We start from the raw sequence: 17524 nt of genomic DNA on the forward strand, positions 1-17524 counted from the left end.
AACGGGTTTTTATAAGGGGAGCAATTGTATTAGAAATACAGATATTACATTTATTCGAAGCTTGTAGATCCATCAGTTTGAACAGCATATTCAAACGTGTAATATCTGGATTCTGGCCTTATGAAATTAATAAAGTCTTCAGAAGAGGTATCAGGGTTGCCTTTGTAATAGCTGATAATTCTAATTTTTGCATAAATATCACTAGCTGTTTTAAGGACTAATGTTAGGTTGTCTTTAGGAAGAATAGCGTGCTTAGGGCCGGTTGGTGCTTCACCTGTATATAAATACCAGTCTGTTACACTTTCTTCATAACTAGAAATTGGAGCTTCATCTACATCACTATAGGCTATATTTAAAGATTGAATTCCACCACTGTTCTTGGTATTTGCGATGATTGTAGTAGCATTAAATCCGATATCCCATTGTGACGAAGAAGAATCTGAAACCATTTCACCTGTTTCTAGGTCATAGTAAGTGAAACTATCTTCATGATACAATTGAGTGGATTCAGCGTTTTGTAGTGCATACTCGAATGTGAAATACTGACTAGCGGGTCTGGTTAGCATATTTTCAAACTCATCAGATTCGGTATCAGGATTACCTTCGTAATAGCTGATCATTCTAACTTTTGCATATTTTCCTGTTGAAGTTTTAATAATGAGCGTTTCGTCTTCGTTTGGAAAAATAGCATGTTTAGGACCGTTAGGTGCTTCTCCAGTATATGTATACCAGCTAGTGTTGCTTGCTTCAAAACCTGTAGTAGGAGCGGTATCGACATCATCATAAGCTGTTTCAACTAATTGAATTCCACCATCATTACCAGAGTTAGCTAGTATTGTTGTGCCACTAAAAGCAATATCCCAATCCGCAGAAAGAGAATCTGATACAGTAGCTCCCGTTTCAAAATCAAAGAAGGTATAGTTTTCTTTATTATCAGGATTGTCTTGTACATCACTCGCTGTAAATTCACTCATTGTGTTTACATTTGCAGGGATATCTTCAGCCATTTGTCCTTCGACTGGAGCTGGTCCGTTTGAGCCTGAGTCCTCACATGCAAAAAAGCCAAAGGCTAATACCGTGACAAGTAGAGTTAGTTTATTATTTAGTGAATTCATAAATAGAAATATGTATTTAATAGATGTTGATATTTAATTGTGTATAAAAAGTAGTGCCGGGGTTTGAGGGCAGTAAAATCTCATTTTTGTAATTATTGAGATTGTTAATGCCAACCCTGATTTTGAAACTCTTCCCTAATTGTTTTGCAATAGAAGTGTTAATCATGGTGTGATTTTCAGCGTACTCATTTTCATCAGGGCTGTTGTTAACATTGTTATCGCTGAACCAGTATTTACCTCGGTGTCGAATTCGGAGGCTGGCATCCAGACCAATTTTTTCGAATGCGTAAAACAGTTTGAAGTTTGCCGTATGCTTAGAGCGATTGAAAAGAGGGATGTATATCTTTTTAGTAACGGTTACTACTTGCCCATTTTGGACATCATCCTGTTCAAAAGTTATTTCTCTTTGAGCATCTAGATATTGGTAGCCGGCAGAAATGTTTAAACCAGAAATGAAATCGGGGTTGTAGCTAAGCTCTGTTTCAACTCCCTGAGTGTAAATTTTATTCAAATTCACATACGAGAATACGGATTGACCGTTTGTTTTAAGAGCTATTCGCTGCGTTTCAATGAGTTCGTCTACGTTGTTTCTGAATCCATTGATCTTAAAAGTGATTCTATCTGTTAAGAATAAGTCGAAACCTAGATTGTAAGCGATAGAACTTTCAGATTGAATATCTGTGAGTTCACTAGGGTTTACATAAAGTTCTTCAATCTGTCCATCTTGTTGAAGTTGGTCAATTCCCTCTTGTACGGTAGATGTTCCAAAAACACTATAACCGGCAATTGGGTTAGTGAAGTTTAAAAATAATTGTCTAAAATCAGGTGCTTTGAATCCACCACCAAAAGAACCGCGAATATGAATTAATTTACTTGGTTTGTATAAAGCTGAAAACTTAGGACTTAATTGAGAAGAGTATTCACTATGAGCATCGAATCTGAATCCAGTGGTAAGAGAAAGTTTTTTATTTAGGTCCCATTCATGTTGCCCAAATCCGAAATAACTGTCAAAGAATGGAACGTCTGCATAAATATCAGCCGTTAGATCCTCTCGATTCATTCCTATTCCGGCAATAGTTGTGTGCTGATTATCCCAGAAAGTAGAACTTTGGACTTCATATTTATTCAAAGTTTGGCCAAAGGAATCATTGAAATATGATTCACCGGTGCTTTGAAAATCGAGATTGCTTTCACTTTCAAAGCTGCTAAAAAATGCAGTAGCTTCAAATAACTGTTTATCAGATATTAGTAGTTTGATACTTGGCGCAACACTAAAGTTCTCCTGAAACTCAGTTCCATTGAGATCTTCTGGTTGATTAGAAATATCGATTCTATCATCATAAGTTTGATTTTCCCTATAATATCTAGAGTTAAGAGATACAGAGAACTTTTTAGATAAACGATATCCAGCTTCACCAGAAAAAGTATAGTTATCGTACTTCGGGATGGTAGGCGCTACTGTATTTTTACTAAGGTCGTATCCGTTTGAAGAATTTATATTTCCAAAAATTTGCCCTGAAAAATCCCCCTTTTTAAAAGATAAGTTTGATGAGCCGTCGTAAGAATCATGCGTTCCATATCTTCCGGTTACATTCCACTTAATTGGTTGTTCTGCTTTTTCAGTGATTATATTTATCACACCTGCCAAAGCGTTGCTACCCCACAACGCAGAAGAAGGACCTTTAACAATTTCAATTTGCTCAACATTACCTACCGCTAGGCGCTCTAAGTTCAAAGTGCCTGCAGTTCGTCCTATAACGGGTTGGTTATCAATAAGAATAAGCGTGTAATCAGGATCGAAACCTTGAACTTGTATTCCTGTTCCATGATTTGATACGACGTTCATTCCAATTTGCTCATCTAGAATATCCGTCAATCGGATACTACCGGTTGTTTCAATTTCTTCTTGATCAACGATTGCAACAGGAACGCTAATTTCATCTAAGCTTTTTTCCGACCTAGATGCTGTAATTAAAACTTCTTTTTCTTTGTATACTTTTATTTCTAGTGTAACATTGATCGATAGAGTTTGATCGGCTTTTATTTCAACAGGGATTGTTTTCTTTGTATAGCCAAGACTCGTTACTATGAGTGAATAATTTCCTGGAGTTATAGTTGAGATGGAATACATTCCATCATCATTTGTAATATGCCATTTCGATTCACTTAGATAAACTGATGCCCCAGAGATAGAGTCTCCATTGCTAGACGTGACTCTCCCGATGATAGATCCAGATTGAGGGAAAACAATAGTTCTAAAGCCTAATACGAGTAAAAATGGTACTAGGCGTTTGATTAATTTCAAAAAGAGATTTTCTTTTATTTAGATTCAATCCAAATAAAAGAAAGAAATATGAAGATTTTATGAAGACGTAGAATTAACCTTCTAAAACCTGGACTCCTTTCCAAAAAGCGAAGTGATCTTTTATTTCTTTAGCGGCATCTTTGGGATCAGGATAGTACCATGCGGCGTTTTGATTGGTTTCGCCATCAACCTGGATGGATTTGTAGCTTGCCAATCCTTTCCATGGACAGGTTGTTTTGTAATCACTATCAGTAAAGAGTTCTTCATTGATAGAATCAGCTGGGAAGTAATGATTGTTTTCAACCACAACAGTGTTGTCGCTTTCAGCTAATATTTTTCCGTTCCAGATCGCTTTCATTTAAAGTCAGATTTGAGTTATAAATTTCCATCCTGCTAATACCCAACCAAGTATAAAGCAAATTCCTCCAATTGGTGTGATAGCACCTAACCAGCTTGTATCGGTTAAGCAAAGCAGATATAAACTTCCGGAGAAAACAAAGATTCCGGCTCCTATCAGATTTAAAGACCAAGTCAGATCAACTTCAAAAACTTTGGATACAAGAGCTAACCCGATTAGAGCCAATGCGTGCCACATGTGATAAGTTACCGCTGTGTTCCATGTGTCCAGTCTTTTAGGAGAGAGCGATTCCTCAAGAGCATGAGCTCCAAAAGCCCCTAATCCTACTGCAAGTGCAGCGAGGAAAGAAGCTAGTATGAGAATAGTGGGATTACTCATTAGTTTTAAACTCTATTTGGCGATGTGTTCCATCACAAAATGGTTTGTTTTCTGATGCGCCACATCTGCAGAAACTCATACGCTTACATGTTTTTGTAGATTGGTTTTCTCCTATCACTTCGTAATTCCCCTCTACAACAAAAGGTGCATTTTCAATTAGTTTGATCAGGAGTTCGCCACCTTCATTTTCCAGCGGTTCCAACTCTAATCGTTCCGGATTGTAGGAGGTGTCTGCCTCAAATCCAGCTTTAATATGAGAGTTGTCACACAACGGCTTGTTTGATGATTTTCCGCATCTGCAAAAAGCTAAACGGGTTTCTCTGAGTAGCTCATTACCCTCATTATCCTGAACAACGATATTACCATGAACGAAAAGAGGTCCGTTTTCATCGATAATTATTGTATTGGATGAAGGGGGAGTTTCAGGATTGCTTTGATTCTTGAAATGATATTGAAGAGCTCCGGTTGGACAGCGCTCAATAGTTTCTACAATTTTGTCAGAATCAGGTTCTTTATCCGGATCGATCCATGGTTTTTTCCCGGGATCAAATACATTAGGTAATCCATGCACGCATTCTTTAGCATGAATACAGCGTTTAAGATCCCATGTTACTTCGAGTTCCTTATTTTCGTAAGAGAATTTTTTTGATTGCATAAATTTTAAAATTTGAGAGTATAACTTACAAAAGGAATAAGCGTTTCTTCTATACCAAAGAAACCCAGATCAAAAGCACTTTTTGTACCAATGATTCTACCACCAAATGAGACTAAAGCTGTGGACTCATTTTCACCGGTTGGAAAAAAGATATTTTCACTTATAAATGCAAAACGGTCACTGATTCTGTATTGACCACCTAAAATTAAGAGTGCATCCGATGAACTTCCTTCTGCCAAGCCTACACCGGTACCGGCGGTTAGATCTAAGCTGCTTTTCGAATATGTAATAGAACCAAACAGAGAGGAAACGCCTTCGTCGATATCAAAGAATTTGTAGTATTTGATATTTCCTGCAACGTAAAGAGTACTATTTAATGAGGTTCCTACTTTAGCACCCGCTGTGAACATTTGGTTATCAATTCCTAAGCCCGGAATCATACTAAATCCGGCATCAATACTGATTCCGTTTGTAATTCCATAAGAGAAATTAGAAAAGAAGATGTATGTATTTTGATAATAGCCCGAGCCCTTATCTAACATTTTGCCTGTTTGTGTTATAAAAAGCTTGTTCTTCGCAGGATTGTCACGCCAACCGGAAGTTTTGTCATCGGGGTTATAAATTCTGACACTTTGAATTCGATCGTATCTGAAATTAAATACACCGTCTTTGGTCTGTACACCGGCTGATTCGTCATCTACAGAAACTACATCACCGACATAAGTAGTTCCATTAGACAATGTAACCGTTACTTGCTTGTTTTCCTGTTGAGCTTTTATAAATGTAGCCTTGAATTCTGATGTTTGAGCAGCTGCAGTAATGGAAAAGAACAGCAGAAAGAATATTAAAAGAAAAGGATGTTTGGTGGTCATGGCGATGAGAATTTTAATTTGATGGCATAGATTCAAGATGTTGATTAATCTAGACAAAAAAAAGAGACAGTATAAAAGAAGGCTAAAGTTAATTCTGGGAATAAAACAGATCAGCTTTTACAAAAAGAGGTGTCAGGAAAGGTGTTTTCTCGATTAAAAATCTTTGAGGGAGAAATCTAAATTACATCGTTAAATTTTTGTATTTTAAGTCAACTTTTAAAGGAAATTTGATCATGAGCAACAACAAGATTTTAATATTTGGACTTTTATTTACAATAGGTTTCGGAGCGGCACTATTCTGGCCAAAAAATGAAGTAGAGGATGAGTATTCAGCAACGGTTTCTTCTGCTTCTACAAACAAGATTGAAGTGGTAATGTACAAGAACCCCGGATGCCAATGCTGTACCAAATGGGCTGCTTTAATGAATGATGATCAATTTGAGGTAATAGAAAAGCCTATTCCAAATTTGATGGAAGTAAAAAGAGAGAAAGGTGTGCCACCAAGATTTGAATCATGTCATACAGCAATGGTTGGAGAGTATTTTGTAGAAGGGCATGTTCCAATTGAAGATGTTAACCGACTTTTAGAAGAAAAACCTGAAGGTGCTATCGGACTTACCGTTCCGGGTATGCCTATTGGTTCTCCGGGTATGGAAGTACCGGGAAGAGAAGCAGACAGCTACGATGTATATCTTGTCAAGAAGGACGGTTCTACTGAAGTTTTTTCTTCCTACTAAACATTTCTCTACACAAATTATTTAAAAAGACATGCTCAGGTATGTCTTTTTTTATGCCATTCAGTTAACTGAGGTAGATTTAAATCCCCTTCATTTGATAGAGTAAAGATGCTTTTCGGCTATAAAACTACTCTAAACGGATACCTGACAACAAATTATAATAAAATACAATCCGACTTAACGGGCTTTGCGTATTTAAGAATGAGCAATTAACCCGGCTCATTTTCTTAATCAACCCAGAAAGCCCGAATGGTGAAAAGTTCGGGCTTTATTTATTATTCTTTACAGGTAGTTTGAGTTTTACAGTCCCGGCTTTTGTGAATTCGAGAGCGACTTCTACAGAATCATTTTCTGATAGATCTTTTTTCAGATTCATCAGCATAACATGCAAACCGCCTTGTTTTAAAACCAGAGTTTCATCTGAATGAACAACGATCTCTTTCTTTTCCCGCATCCCTGCAAGGCCATCTTCGGTAGTATATGATTCATGAATTTGTGTCATCATAGCCTGAGGGCTGTAAACAGAAATAAGCGTGTCAGCACTACTAAGGGGATTCTTGTATACAAAGTAAGCTCCACTCATTTGTCCCTGAACACCCGGCCTGGCCCAGTTTTTAATTTTATCAGATTCAGATTTTTGAGGAGGATTTTTTTTCGGCTCATCTCCACATCCTGAAAAAAGCAATATTGTAAAAAGTAGAACAACAGAGGTTTTCATTTGAATTATTTCCTTACAGTTTTAAGGTCTTCAACAATGTAGTTTACGGGTGTCATACTTCCGCCGTATTCGAAAATTACTCTGCTTTTTTTGTCCAGCACCATAATTTTATCAGAATGGTTCATAAAGTATACTTCTTTATCATCTTCCCTTACTTGTGTAAATGAAACCTGAGAACGAACTCTTACACTATCCATTAGCTCACTTATGGTTGTTGAATCAGCTGTTAAGAAATCGAAATTATCATCCAGATTAAAAAGTCCTTTGTAGTTCTTTAAAACTTCAGGAGTGTCTCTTTTCGGGTCAAATGTGATTCCTAAAAACTGAATATCATCAGGACTATTAAACTCTTTCTGAACTTTGATCAGGTTCTGAGTTACTAACGGGCATATATCCGGACAATTAGTATAAATAAACCCAACAACAACGTACTTGCCCTGATAATCGTCAGGAAAGGTAACCGATTCCCCATTTTGGTTAATGACGTTAAAAGATTTATCAGAAAGATCGTCTATTACTTTTGGCCCGGTATTACACGAAGTAAAAAAGATAAAAAGAATGCAAATAAATGAGAGGAATTGAGATTTCATTCGAGGGGTATTAATGCTGATGAGTTACAATTTTGAATTTAAGCATTACAAGGTCGGTAATTAAATTCTAAAGTTGAATGATGTATTCCAAATTTATCATGTAATAAGGTTTTAATTTCTTTCCCGGTAATTGAACTTAAGAAATAAACCAAATCCCAAAACTGACCAGCATGGAAGTAACCATCAATAGATATGCTTGCTTTACAGGTTTATCCGGTAGGAATTTATGTAGTGGGTTATCCTGAAAAAAACTAATGAGCTCTTGTTGTTTGGTTTTTGAAGCTTCATCAAGCTCATCGGTATTTTTTAAAAGAATCTGCAGGTCGCCCTGAACTTGATCAGTACTTTCATTGATGAACAAAGCTATAGATTGCGGGGTTATTTTGGCAAGACCACTTAAAATGAGATAGGTAGGAATACCCACCATCCAGATTGCAATGGCAACAATAGATTTATCATAAATACTCAAATTGATAAATAAACCCAGAATCATACTGATCAAAGCGGCAAGCCCCATGATACATAAGAGCGCACTAAGGATAAGCCTCAGTTTCCAGTTGTTCAGCCCTTCGGTAAGTATTTTAGATCCGTTCATGTAGCAATTTAAAAAAAAGTGAGATATAGCAAAGTTTTTTATTGGACTTTGCTTTTTTCATCCAGCAATAATTTCATAAGACTTCTTGCAGCAGACCTACCTACTTGCTCTATGGTTTCAAGAGGAAGTTCGTCACTCATTTCAAAAGTCACGGCGTCTGCCCCAAAAGTTTTATAGATCCAGTTTTTTGAAATAGGAGAGGTTGTATCAAACTCTTCCGTAACAAACTTGACAGATTCGTTGTCTTGCTGAATAAAGGGGGTCCATCTTTGAGTCAAATCATCAGGAAATGTTTTTACAGATTGTTCTATAGGGTAGAAGATATTTTCATTAGTGGAATGAAAATCAATTCCGTAATAAACAGTTTTCATAGGGTCCTGAAGCAAAGGTAACAGAGCATCTTTAACAGCCCTGGTTTCCGGCTGATTGAAATTTTCCCAATCCCGGTTTAAGTCAATTCCGGCAGCGCTATGTCGCCAATGTCCATTTATAACACCATCGACATTAATCAAAGGGAATGAACGAACTATGAACTCAGATCTGAATTGTTTTGAAAGTTCTGAATCCGAAATCAGTTCTTCTATGAAATACCGGGCCGCATAATAGCCTGAAACTTCAGGTGGATGTTGCCGGCTCATTATGATTAGAACACCGGCCTTACTATTAGGATCTGTTTCATTAATTGTCAGTTCTTTGATCGGGTTTCCAAGTTTACTGACTCCAATTTCACTAATTGAGGCATATGAATGTTGAGACATTTTCATCAACCAGTCATCAAAAGACTTTGTGTTTGAAATGGGTTGAGCACTTACAGTAATTGGTTCTTTTGAAAGATTGACTTGAAAGTCCAGAGTCTTTGAAGCCGAATCATAAACAGCTTTATTCATGTCCAATGTGTATGTAGAATCACCGGCGGAAATCTTAGGAACATATCTATGACGAGCGTTGTTGTAATTGAGACGTATAACTGCAGATCTGGTTGAGTCGCTCCAAATTTTGAATGCGTACCAGGGACTGTTGTTTATCGGGGCGTTTTCCGGCTCAATAAAAACTTCAAATGTGCTGTCATTAATGGCATAAAAATCACTTAGCCTAGCACTTTCGAAATTGTTTGAGACCCAAACGACCGGGTTTCCTGCACCAATTATTCTTCTGTGTTGAGGATGGACTTTTTTATCTTGAGTATCCGTTACATTAGGGGGATCGTAGGAAAAACCCGTAAACTCCTCAGACGATTTGCAGTTAAATAGAAAGAGAAAACAAACAGAAAGAATTAAATATTTATACATAGTACATTGTTAGTTCTATTGAACACATTAAAGAAATAAAGGGATAACTGCTGAGTCTACAAGATTGCAGATTAAATATTTGGCTATTAATTAAACATTGAAAAAATTACTTACTCAACATATCAGAATTTACGTAATCTTTTTGATGTTCGTAACCGTACCTCTGTTTCCGCTTATAGCTCAGGATGAAGGAAAACCGGATCGTATTTGGAATGTGAAAATTGAAGGAAATAACACGTACAATGACATAGTCCTCAAAAGGTACATTTCCAATGAAGCCCCTTCTATTTGGAAGAAGATCACTTTTTTTAATGAAAAGGGATTTTATGTTTCGGAAACGGAAATTCGCAGAGATGTAATACGATTAGAAAGATTCTACCAGCGCCGCGGATTTAATGAAGTAGATGTGAACTACAGGTTGGAGTCCAAAAATAAAGAGTGGAAGAAAGAACTCATATTTATGGTAGTTGAAAATACTCCAATTAGAATAGATTCAGTTCAGGTACTTCTGCAAACATCTATGAGAGACAGTTCAGTTATCTATGGTAGTGAGAAGTTTAAAAAAGAACTCAATCGCTTGCCTTACCGAAAAGGAAAAATTTATCAACCGGTGTCAAAAGCACAGGTGGAATCGGACTTCACAAATATATTGAGAAACCTGGGATATCCATATGCGGAAACTGAGGTTCAAACAAAAGTAGATACTACTGCAAAAAAAGCAAGTGTAGCAATGCTTACTTATCCTGGGCCAAGAGCAAGATTCGATTCTATATTTGTAGAAGGAGAAACTACACTGGATGCAAAATATATCAGACGGGAAACCGGGGTCGATAAAAACGAATATTTTAGTGATGATGCAATGCGGGAAGCGCAAAGAGAATTATTTGGCCATCACTTACTTAGGTTTGCACTAATTTCAATACCGGATCAGGAACAAGACAGCACTATAAATGTATTGGCAAGAGTGAAGGAAAGAAGTTTAAGATCTTTCGCTGCTACTTTTGGAATAGGAAACTATGACAGATTTAATGATGACCGATTAACAATTTTAAATTCTTACAAATTATTTCGGGCACAAGCATCCTGGAGTCATAGAAATGCCAGAGGGAAAGGAGAATTATTTTCTTTGAATACAAAACTATCTGCATTTGATTTGAGATTGGGAGCAAGCTATTTGTTTCCTTACGTATACAATACTAAAAGCAGTATTACTATTTCGCCATTTGTTCAGCGACGTATTGAACGAGCCTATTCCATTGACACAGGAGGTATCAGGAATAGCTTCGGATATAACTACAGTGAGTCGGTTACAGGAACTTTCAACTATGATTTTACGCTGAACCGGGAGTTTGATGTTAAAGAAAATGAAGATGGAACTTCTGTGGTCAGTCCCGACAGCATTTTAAACTATAATATTTCATCATTCAAGTTTAGCGTTTATGCAAGGAAAGGACTTCCAAGAGGTGGCAATGGCTTTACTGTTCAGCCATTTTTAGAATTATCGGGTTTGTTTAACGAAGCTACTTACTCTTTTCAGAAAGCATCATTAGATATAAGAGGATATAAAAAGTTAAATGAGAGCCTGGTTGCAGCTGCAAGAGTAAATGGAGGATCTATTTATTACGCCAAACAGGATTCCTTGCCGGCTGATATCCGGTTTTATAATGGAGGATCAAGTGAAGTTCGTGGATGGGGGAGACAAGAGTTGGGTCCAAAAGAAGCAGTGTTTGATTCCTTAGGTGTTTTTTCGGGCTATGTGCCAACCGGGGGTAAAGCAACATTAAGTTTTAATTTCGAGCTGAGACAAGACGTTGACAGATTTATAAAAGGATTAAGTTTTGCAGGATTTATAGATGGCGGTCAGGTTTGGAAAACAATTCGTACAACTGAAAACCGACCGATTCAGTTTGGAGTTGGAGGAGGAGTCAGATATGAATCTCCGATCGGGCCTATTCGCGTCGATCTTGGATACAAAGTGAATCCTACTGATGAAGATCTGAATATCTATCAGGGAGACGATAGTATGAGCTCTGCCTGGAACAGGTGGCATTTTCATTTTAGTATAGGGCAGGCATTTTAATGAGTGAGAAGTCAACAAATATCTTTGTAAAAATACTGAAGGGCTTGCTCTGGGTAATTTTAGTATTGTTTTTACTTCTTGCAGGATTACGTCTGTCACTGAAAACAAAGACTGTACAAAATTTCGCCAAGAATAAGATCGAAGAAATTGGCAATGAGAATCTTACTGTTGGTTTTTCCATCAACGAAATAAGCGGAGATTTGTGGAAAGAAATTCGATTAACAGGCATTCATATAGGTGAGGCTGACTCTGTAGCATATGTAGATACATTGTACGCAAAATATGATGTATTGAGTTTTCTGTCTGGGACATTTCACATCGAGCAAATATCAGTTGCCGAAGCAAACATCCACGCAAGACAAACAGGATATACAGAAGATTCTACGGCGGTATTTAATGTTCAGGAAATTGTTAAACCTGATACCACTTCCGAAGAATCTTCATTTCAATTCGAGATAGCAGATATAAATATCAAAAGGAGCAATGTTTCTCTGTATTCTCCTGACTTACTTCCGGATTCATCTGTTTCTATTCAAAGCATTGAAGCTCGGGCGAGTTTTGCATTGACAGAAGAAATTGAAGCTCAACTATCAAAATTAAATTTTGAGATCAAAGAAGGCAGACTACCGGAGTCGATTTCCTTTAAAGCTTCAGGATCATATGAGAATCAACAAATCTCGCTTCAGGATCTGGTTCTGAATACAGGAAGATCTCTTTTTAAAGCTAATGGGTTTGCCAATCTGAAAGATTCCGTATTCAATTCCGATATAAAACTCGATCCGCTTTCTACTGAAGACGTAAGAGCTTATGCTGAAACTGAAATCCCAAAAGAGGAAGTGGTAGTTGAAGTAAAGGTAAAAGGAGATCGTGAAAGTATTAATGTAGAATTGAATGCTGATGCAGATTTTGCAAGAAACCTTGAAGCTACTGCTACCTTTAATTTGAAAGAAAAGATCACGCTTACCCAATTTGGGATCAGAGGTGATAACTTTGACATCGCAGCATTAACAAATGATTCTGTAGATGTGCAAACAGGTTTATTCCAGATTACAATGGACGGAGCAGTTAGTCAGGAATATGAAAAAGCAGATATTACCTGGGGATTTACCATAGAAGGAATCCGCTACGAAGAGTATAATTTTAGACGTTTTTTTGGAAGTGGTAGCCTGAAAAAAGGAAAAATACTGGCAAATCTGGATGTTACTACAAGTGGAGAAGAAAATGTCCGAGCCAACACAACCATAGAAAATGTTTTCAATGATACAACGAGTTGGAGATTTGGGTTATGGCTGGACAGTTTTAATGCACAGTATTGGGCAGAGGACGCTCCACGAACAGATATCAGAATCAATATTACAGGTGATGGTAACGGATTTGAACTTTCAGAAACGCCATGGAACTTTACGATCGCAAACACCATAAGAGATCCGAGGAGCGAAGAATTTCAGAGAAATTACGGTGGAGGATTTGCGTCTCGTACCTCAAACCCACTGGTGATCGGTGATGAGGAGATTAAGTATCTTTATCTGGATGCGAGTGTATCAAAAGACTCTGTGAAGGCGGAAGGGTTTACACGCATACAAACTTCGGATATTAATTTTAAAGCTAACGCAACGGAATTTCTGTCTGAACTACCGTCGTTTAGCTATCAGGTCTCTTCCCAAAGTTTAGATATATCTGAATTATTGATGCTGTCGGACTTTCCAACTGATATAGACTTTGATGTCTCGGGTAAAGGTCGTGGGTCGAACCCGGAGAATCTTGTTTTAGAGGGTAGCGCAAAAGTAGATACAAGCTTTGTAAACGGAGCTGCAATTAATGTGCTAAATGGTAACTACACTATTGAAAAAGGGATTCTTAAAGTTTCTGAAGCCACTTTGAATAGTGATATTGCTAATGCAAGTTTCAGTGGACGAAGAAATATAAGTGATGAGAAGGATCCCGAAAATGTACTCTCATTTGATCTTGAACTCAAAAATACTCAACCTTTTGCGGAACTAGCTGATCTGGAAATTTTACAAGCTCAAGGCCGTCTTTCTGCGGATGTTTATGAAAACGAAGAAGGTATTTTGGAATGTAAAACTGAGTTCGATCTTCAAAATATAGTAGTGGATGAGTTATTTCTTGCAAGCGGTATGACCGGAAGCGGAGAATTTGTATTGAAAGAGAGAGAGGAAGGGAGTTTTGAAATTGATATTAAAGACCCCAAGATCTATGAAACGTTATTGCAGGATATAAAAGTCACGACTAATTCAACCAGAACGGCGGACTCGCTTTTTGGAAGTTATTCTATTGAGATTCAGGATAATGTAAATGGCAGAATAAATAATGCAGGGACGTACGAATTACTTACTGATTCTATGCATATAGCAGTAGTTATGGATAAGCTGGATCTTAAAACGAATGATAATAGCCTTAAACTTCAGAACTCGTTTAATATTTCGGTCAAAAATGGCGAGATCAGAACAGACTCATTAGAACTTGTTTCTCCAAATGGTGCTTTTCTTTCACTGGCTGTGCCATATGCTGATAGTGTGAATCAACAGATCTGGTTTGTAGGAGAAAATTTCGATTTCGGCATCTTACAGGAAATCATTTTCAGCGAAAGATATATAGATGGAGTTCTTTCAGGTCGTGCAAATATTAATAAAACGGCAACAACTCTTACCGGAAACGGAAATCTGGAACTGCAGAATATTGAATACGAGGGTGTTCAGGCAGATATATTCAGCATCAATTTTGATGCAAAGAACAAAAGGATACAATCCAATTTATCATTGATCTGGGATCGCAAAGAAGTTATTTCAGGAAGTCTGGATGTTCCCTTAGACCTTTCCGATCCGGAACAACTCTCAAATGAATTTTATGATCAATCAGTGAAGGGTAATTTGATTATCCGTCCAATCCCTTTATCAAGATTCAAATCAGCCCTGGAGAAATTTGAGATCACAGGAACGGAAGGAATTATAAGTTTTAACGGAACGCTTTCGGGAACAGCGGGGACACCAAATTTTGAAGGTTCGTTTAATATTCAGGATCCTGTGCTTTCAGATGTTCGTTTGGATTCCGTATTTGCGGAGTTTAATTACAGCCAGGAAAAAGAAAATATCTTTATAAACACAGAGATTTTGGCCGCCAAGCAAAAAGCCGCTGATATAGATATCGACTTTCCATTTTCTTACAACTTTAAAACATTTGAGCTCAATACGGTAGATGAAAACAAACCTGTATCTGCAGAAATAAGAACTAGAAACTTCAATCTTGCAGTATTCAATGACTTCGTAAACAAAGAGTACACCAAAAATCTGAAAGGCTCATTGAATGGAGAATTATCACTGAAAGGAACAGAAGACGAGATCACCACAAACGGCTATTTCGATTTAACAAAAACGTCGTTCGAATCGCCGATAGCCGGTATAAAAGTTGATGGAATTAAATCCAGAATAGAGTTTTCCAAGGACAAAATATCCCTTAAACAATTATCGGCTAAAAGTGGAAAAGGAAGTTTTAATGCAAACGGAATCATCGCTCTCGACGGGTTATATCCAACTACGCTCGATATAGAAGCCAAGGCCAATCAGTTCAAGCTTGCCAATACTGATGAATACAATTTAGTGGTAGATCTGGATTCCAGATTGAGTGGTCCTGTATCCACGCCGAAAGCAACCGGTAGATTTGCAGTAAAAAACGGTTTCATAGTTCTGGACGATTTCGGTGATAAAACGGTGGAGGATGTCACGCTTGAAGGAGAAGAAGCAACTAATGTGAGTTATTATGATTCATTATCGATCGAAATGGAGTTTGCGATAGAGCGGAACTTTTTTGTCAGAAACCGGAGGTATTTAGATCTGGAAATTGAGATAGAAGGTGATTTGGATGCTCAGAAAGAAACAAAAGGAGATCTATCATTATTCGGTAGCCTCAGAGGTACAAGTGGTTATGTGCGACCATTAGGAAAACGTTTTGAGCTGGAAGAAGCAGAATTGATATTCAGCGGCCCCCCGGCGAATCCCGACCTGAACGTAAAAAGCGCCTATGTTCCGATATCCAGAAAAGGAGAACAGGAAGTAACATTGTATTATATCATAAAGGGAACAGCTGAAGAACCTGAGTATGTTTTTGAAAGTGATCCGCCTATGGAGCAACAGGATATTTACTGCTACACCTTGTTTAATAAACCTTGTTATGCTTTTGATTCCTGGCAGAATGCTTTGGTTCAGAATGGAGGTTCTTCGCCAACGGACTTGCTTACAGGAGTTTTACTGGATGAAGTGGAAGCTCTGGCGACCAGAGAACTTGGCGTGGATGTTGTACAGATCGACAACACCAGAGTGGGAAATGAAACGGGTACGTCTATAAAAACCGGCTGGTACTTAAATGACCGAACGTTCTTTGCTATTGTAAATGAGATCACCAGTTCTGATCCCAAAACATTATTCATTTTGGAATATGCCCTTTCAAAAACCTGGGATCTGATCATTACTGAAGGCGAAGACTCCAACCGCCGTGGTATCGATTTCAGATATCAATATGATTATTGATTTTATTTTTTAGATTTGTGTGGAAGCAGAGTTACGAAATGAGGAAAATGCCACGGAAACACAAAAGCACAAAACTTCAATTATTAATTCGTGTTTTTGTGTATTAGTGGCAAGTAAAACCTCTTAGGTTATAGAACTAGAATAATTCTTAATCCTTCATTCAAGAATTCTCAATTCCGAAAAGGTTCACAGCTTTCACCACGGCAGCATTCTTCGGTATTTATTCCACAATTTGAACATTGCCCGTGACCATGAACCCATATCAGTTCAGCTTCATGACCGCAGTACAAACAACGGGTTTTGCTTGTCGAGGCTTTTTGTGAGTTTTTTTCAGCTAATGTACGGGATGAGTTTTCCATAACAACTATCGGTCATAAGATGATGAGAGTTCTGTATAAGCAGCCTCAATGTTTCTGCTTAGCGTTAATCCCCAACCCGGCGCCTTAAATACTTCAAAACCCGGAATCACTTCAGCTTTAGCAATTTCTTCTTTGCTTTTGCCCTCGTTGATCCCTTTTTGAGTGTATTCCAAAAGCGCTTCAAGGAAATTACTTTTCAAGATCAGATCATCTTTGTTTCCTGTTATTCCGAATTCCGAATTTCCGTGTCCATAGATGTAAATGGTATCATTTTCTAACTCCTCAACGGTTTTGCGCAGAACCTGGATCCAGTTGGTAATATTGGCTCCGCCATTGGTGTCAATAAATGGATAGGCCCTGTTTAACATAAGATCTCCCATGTGAGCAACATTAGCTTTCTCGAAATACACTACTGAATCCCCTCCTGTATGAGCCGGACCAAAATGCATCAAATGAACCGTTTCATCTCCAACTTCTTCACTCCATTTATCGATGTAGGTTAAATCAGCATACACCAGAGCATCTACGGCTTCCTGCCCTCTGCTTTCCGCTGATCTTTTCTGGAGGTCCGGAACATTCTGATGCGCCACTATATGCTTTGCAAAACCTTTGAAGACGGGATTTCCTGCTGTATGATCTCCATGATGATGAGTATTGATCAGATAATCCATCACATGATCTGTCTTTTCTTTTAAGCCATCCAAACAAGTTTGTGCTGAGTCTGGAAACTGAGAATCCACAGCAACCAGTGAATTTTTTGTAGCCAGCCAACCGATAGTTCCGCCTCTGCCAACAAATGTGCCGACATTCCGGCGCAGAGTTGTAAATGGTGTTTGAAGTAAAAAAGCCAGTTTCTGAATAGGAAGCATAGTAGCTGCGCCCATCATTGCCGAGCGGAGCAAAAAGTCTTTTCTGTTCATAAGAATATCGTT

The 17524-nt window shown here is 37.8% G+C and carries 14 protein-coding genes; 3 read left to right on the plus strand and 11 right to left on the minus strand.

Features of this window, described 5'->3' with window-relative positions:
* Window positions 1-50 precede the first annotated feature (50 nt).
* The 6 genes from A8B79_RS11555 to A8B79_RS11580 form a co-directional block, all read right to left on the minus strand.
* Window positions 51-1115 carry an HmuY family protein gene (locus A8B79_RS11555; protein ID WP_066222691.1) on the minus strand — a complete coding sequence of 355 codons (1065 nt, stop codon included), beginning with the start codon at window positions 1113-1115 and terminating at the stop codon, window positions 51-53.
* 16 nt (window positions 1116-1131) lie between these two features.
* Entirely contained in the window at window positions 1132-3420 is a 2289-nt protein-coding gene (locus tag A8B79_RS11560) for a TonB-dependent receptor (protein ID WP_082894159.1), read from the minus strand.
* Window positions 3421-3493: 73 nt separating this feature from the next.
* A complete protein-coding gene (locus tag A8B79_RS11565) occupies window positions 3494-3778 on the minus strand; it encodes a DUF427 domain-containing protein (RefSeq protein ID WP_066222697.1) in 285 nt (94 codons plus the stop codon).
* A gap of 6 nt (window positions 3779-3784) precedes the next feature.
* Window positions 3785-4156: a DUF423 domain-containing protein gene (locus A8B79_RS11570; protein WP_066222700.1), complete on the minus strand. Its 372-nt coding sequence runs from the start codon at window positions 4154-4156 to the stop codon at window positions 3785-3787.
* On the minus strand, window positions 4149-4811 hold the full coding sequence (locus tag A8B79_RS11575) for a CDGSH iron-sulfur domain-containing protein (RefSeq protein WP_066222703.1): 663 nt from the start codon (window positions 4809-4811) through the stop codon (window positions 4149-4151). Before A8B79_RS11575 ends, A8B79_RS11570 begins: the two co-directional genes overlap by 8 nt.
* Window positions 4812-4816: 5 nt before the next feature.
* A complete protein-coding gene (locus tag A8B79_RS11580) occupies window positions 4817-5683 on the minus strand; it encodes a hypothetical protein (protein WP_066222706.1) in 867 nt (288 codons plus the stop codon).
* Between the two features lie 233 nt (window positions 5684-5916).
* Between A8B79_RS11580 and A8B79_RS11585 the strand changes: the two genes are divergently transcribed.
* Entirely contained in the window at window positions 5917-6420 is a 504-nt protein-coding gene (locus tag A8B79_RS11585) for a DUF411 domain-containing protein (protein ID WP_066222713.1), read from the plus strand.
* 268 nt (window positions 6421-6688) lie between these two features.
* On the opposite strand, the gene A8B79_RS11590 is transcribed toward A8B79_RS11585, so the two are convergent.
* From A8B79_RS11590 to A8B79_RS11605, 4 genes are all read right to left on the minus strand, one after another.
* Complete coding sequence (locus A8B79_RS11590) at window positions 6689-7138, minus strand: copper chaperone PCu(A)C (RefSeq protein ID WP_066222716.1); 450 nt, start codon at window positions 7136-7138, stop codon at window positions 6689-6691.
* Between the two features lie 5 nt (window positions 7139-7143).
* A complete protein-coding gene (locus tag A8B79_RS11595) occupies window positions 7144-7728 on the minus strand; it encodes an SCO family protein (protein ID WP_066222718.1) in 585 nt (194 codons plus the stop codon).
* A 136-nt stretch (window positions 7729-7864) separates the two neighbouring features.
* The gene (locus A8B79_RS11600) at window positions 7865-8323 is read right to left on the minus strand and encodes a hypothetical protein (RefSeq protein ID WP_066222720.1); all 459 of its coding nucleotides are present in this window, start codon (window positions 8321-8323) and stop codon (window positions 7865-7867) included.
* A gap of 38 nt (window positions 8324-8361) precedes the next feature.
* Complete coding sequence (locus A8B79_RS11605) at window positions 8362-9612, minus strand: M14 family metallopeptidase (protein WP_066222723.1); 1251 nt, start codon at window positions 9610-9612, stop codon at window positions 8362-8364.
* Between the two features lie 97 nt (window positions 9613-9709).
* Between A8B79_RS11605 and A8B79_RS11610 the strand changes: the two genes are divergently transcribed.
* Window positions 9710-11692, plus strand: coding sequence for a BamA/OMP85 family outer membrane protein (locus A8B79_RS11610; RefSeq protein WP_153038429.1), 1983 nt, complete (start codon window positions 9710-9712; stop codon window positions 11690-11692).
* On the plus strand, window positions 11692-16233 hold the full coding sequence (locus A8B79_RS11615) for a translocation/assembly module TamB domain-containing protein (protein WP_066222732.1): 4542 nt from the start codon (window positions 11692-11694) through the stop codon (window positions 16231-16233). The genes A8B79_RS11610 and A8B79_RS11615 overlap by 1 nt, the downstream gene beginning before the upstream one ends.
* Before the next feature lie 364 nt (window positions 16234-16597).
* On the opposite strand, the gene A8B79_RS11620 is transcribed toward A8B79_RS11615, so the two are convergent.
* A complete protein-coding gene (locus A8B79_RS11620) occupies window positions 16598-17512 on the minus strand; it encodes an MBL fold metallo-hydrolase (RefSeq protein ID WP_066222734.1) in 915 nt (304 codons plus the stop codon).
* Window positions 17513-17524 lie beyond the last annotated feature (12 nt).

It is taken from the genome of Balneola sp. EhC07 (assembly GCF_001650905.1).
In the GTDB taxonomy this organism is placed as follows: domain Bacteria; phylum Bacteroidota; class Rhodothermia; order Balneolales; family Balneolaceae; genus Balneola.

What these genes read in the sequence shown, in the direction of transcription:
- A8B79_RS11555 (WP_066222691.1), bottom strand. Translation starts at nt 1,115, where the DNA reads ATGAATTCACTAAATAATAAACTAACTCTACTTGTCACGGTATTAGCC.
- A8B79_RS11565 (WP_066222697.1), bottom strand. Translation starts at nt 3,778, where the DNA reads ATGAAAGCGATCTGGAACGGAAAAATATTAGCTGAAAGCGACAACACT.
- A8B79_RS11570 (WP_066222700.1), bottom strand. Translation starts at nt 4,156, where the DNA reads ATGAGTAATCCCACTATTCTCATACTAGCTTCTTTCCTCGCTGCACTT.
- A8B79_RS11575 (WP_066222703.1), bottom strand. Translation starts at nt 4,811, where the DNA reads ATGCAATCAAAAAAATTCTCTTACGAAAATAAGGAACTCGAAGTAACA.
- A8B79_RS11580 (WP_066222706.1), bottom strand. Translation starts at nt 5,683, where the DNA reads ATGACCACCAAACATCCTTTTCTTTTAATATTCTTTCTGCTGTTCTTT.
- A8B79_RS11585 (WP_066222713.1), top strand. Translation starts at nt 5,917, where the DNA reads ATGAGCAACAACAAGATTTTAATATTTGGACTTTTATTTACAATAGGT.
- A8B79_RS11590 (WP_066222716.1), bottom strand. Translation starts at nt 7,138, where the DNA reads ATGAAAACCTCTGTTGTTCTACTTTTTACAATATTGCTTTTTTCAGGA.
- A8B79_RS11595 (WP_066222718.1), bottom strand. Translation starts at nt 7,728, where the DNA reads ATGAAATCTCAATTCCTCTCATTTATTTGCATTCTTTTTATCTTTTTT.
- A8B79_RS11600 (WP_066222720.1), bottom strand. Translation starts at nt 8,323, where the DNA reads ATGAACGGATCTAAAATACTTACCGAAGGGCTGAACAACTGGAAACTG.
- A8B79_RS11605 (WP_066222723.1), bottom strand. Translation starts at nt 9,612, where the DNA reads ATGTATAAATATTTAATTCTTTCTGTTTGTTTTCTCTTTCTATTTAAC.
- A8B79_RS11615 (WP_066222732.1), top strand. Translation starts at nt 11,692, where the DNA reads ATGAGTGAGAAGTCAACAAATATCTTTGTAAAAATACTGAAGGGCTTG.
- A8B79_RS11620 (WP_066222734.1), bottom strand. Translation starts at nt 17,512, where the DNA reads ATGAACAGAAAAGACTTTTTGCTCCGCTCGGCAATGATGGGCGCAGCT.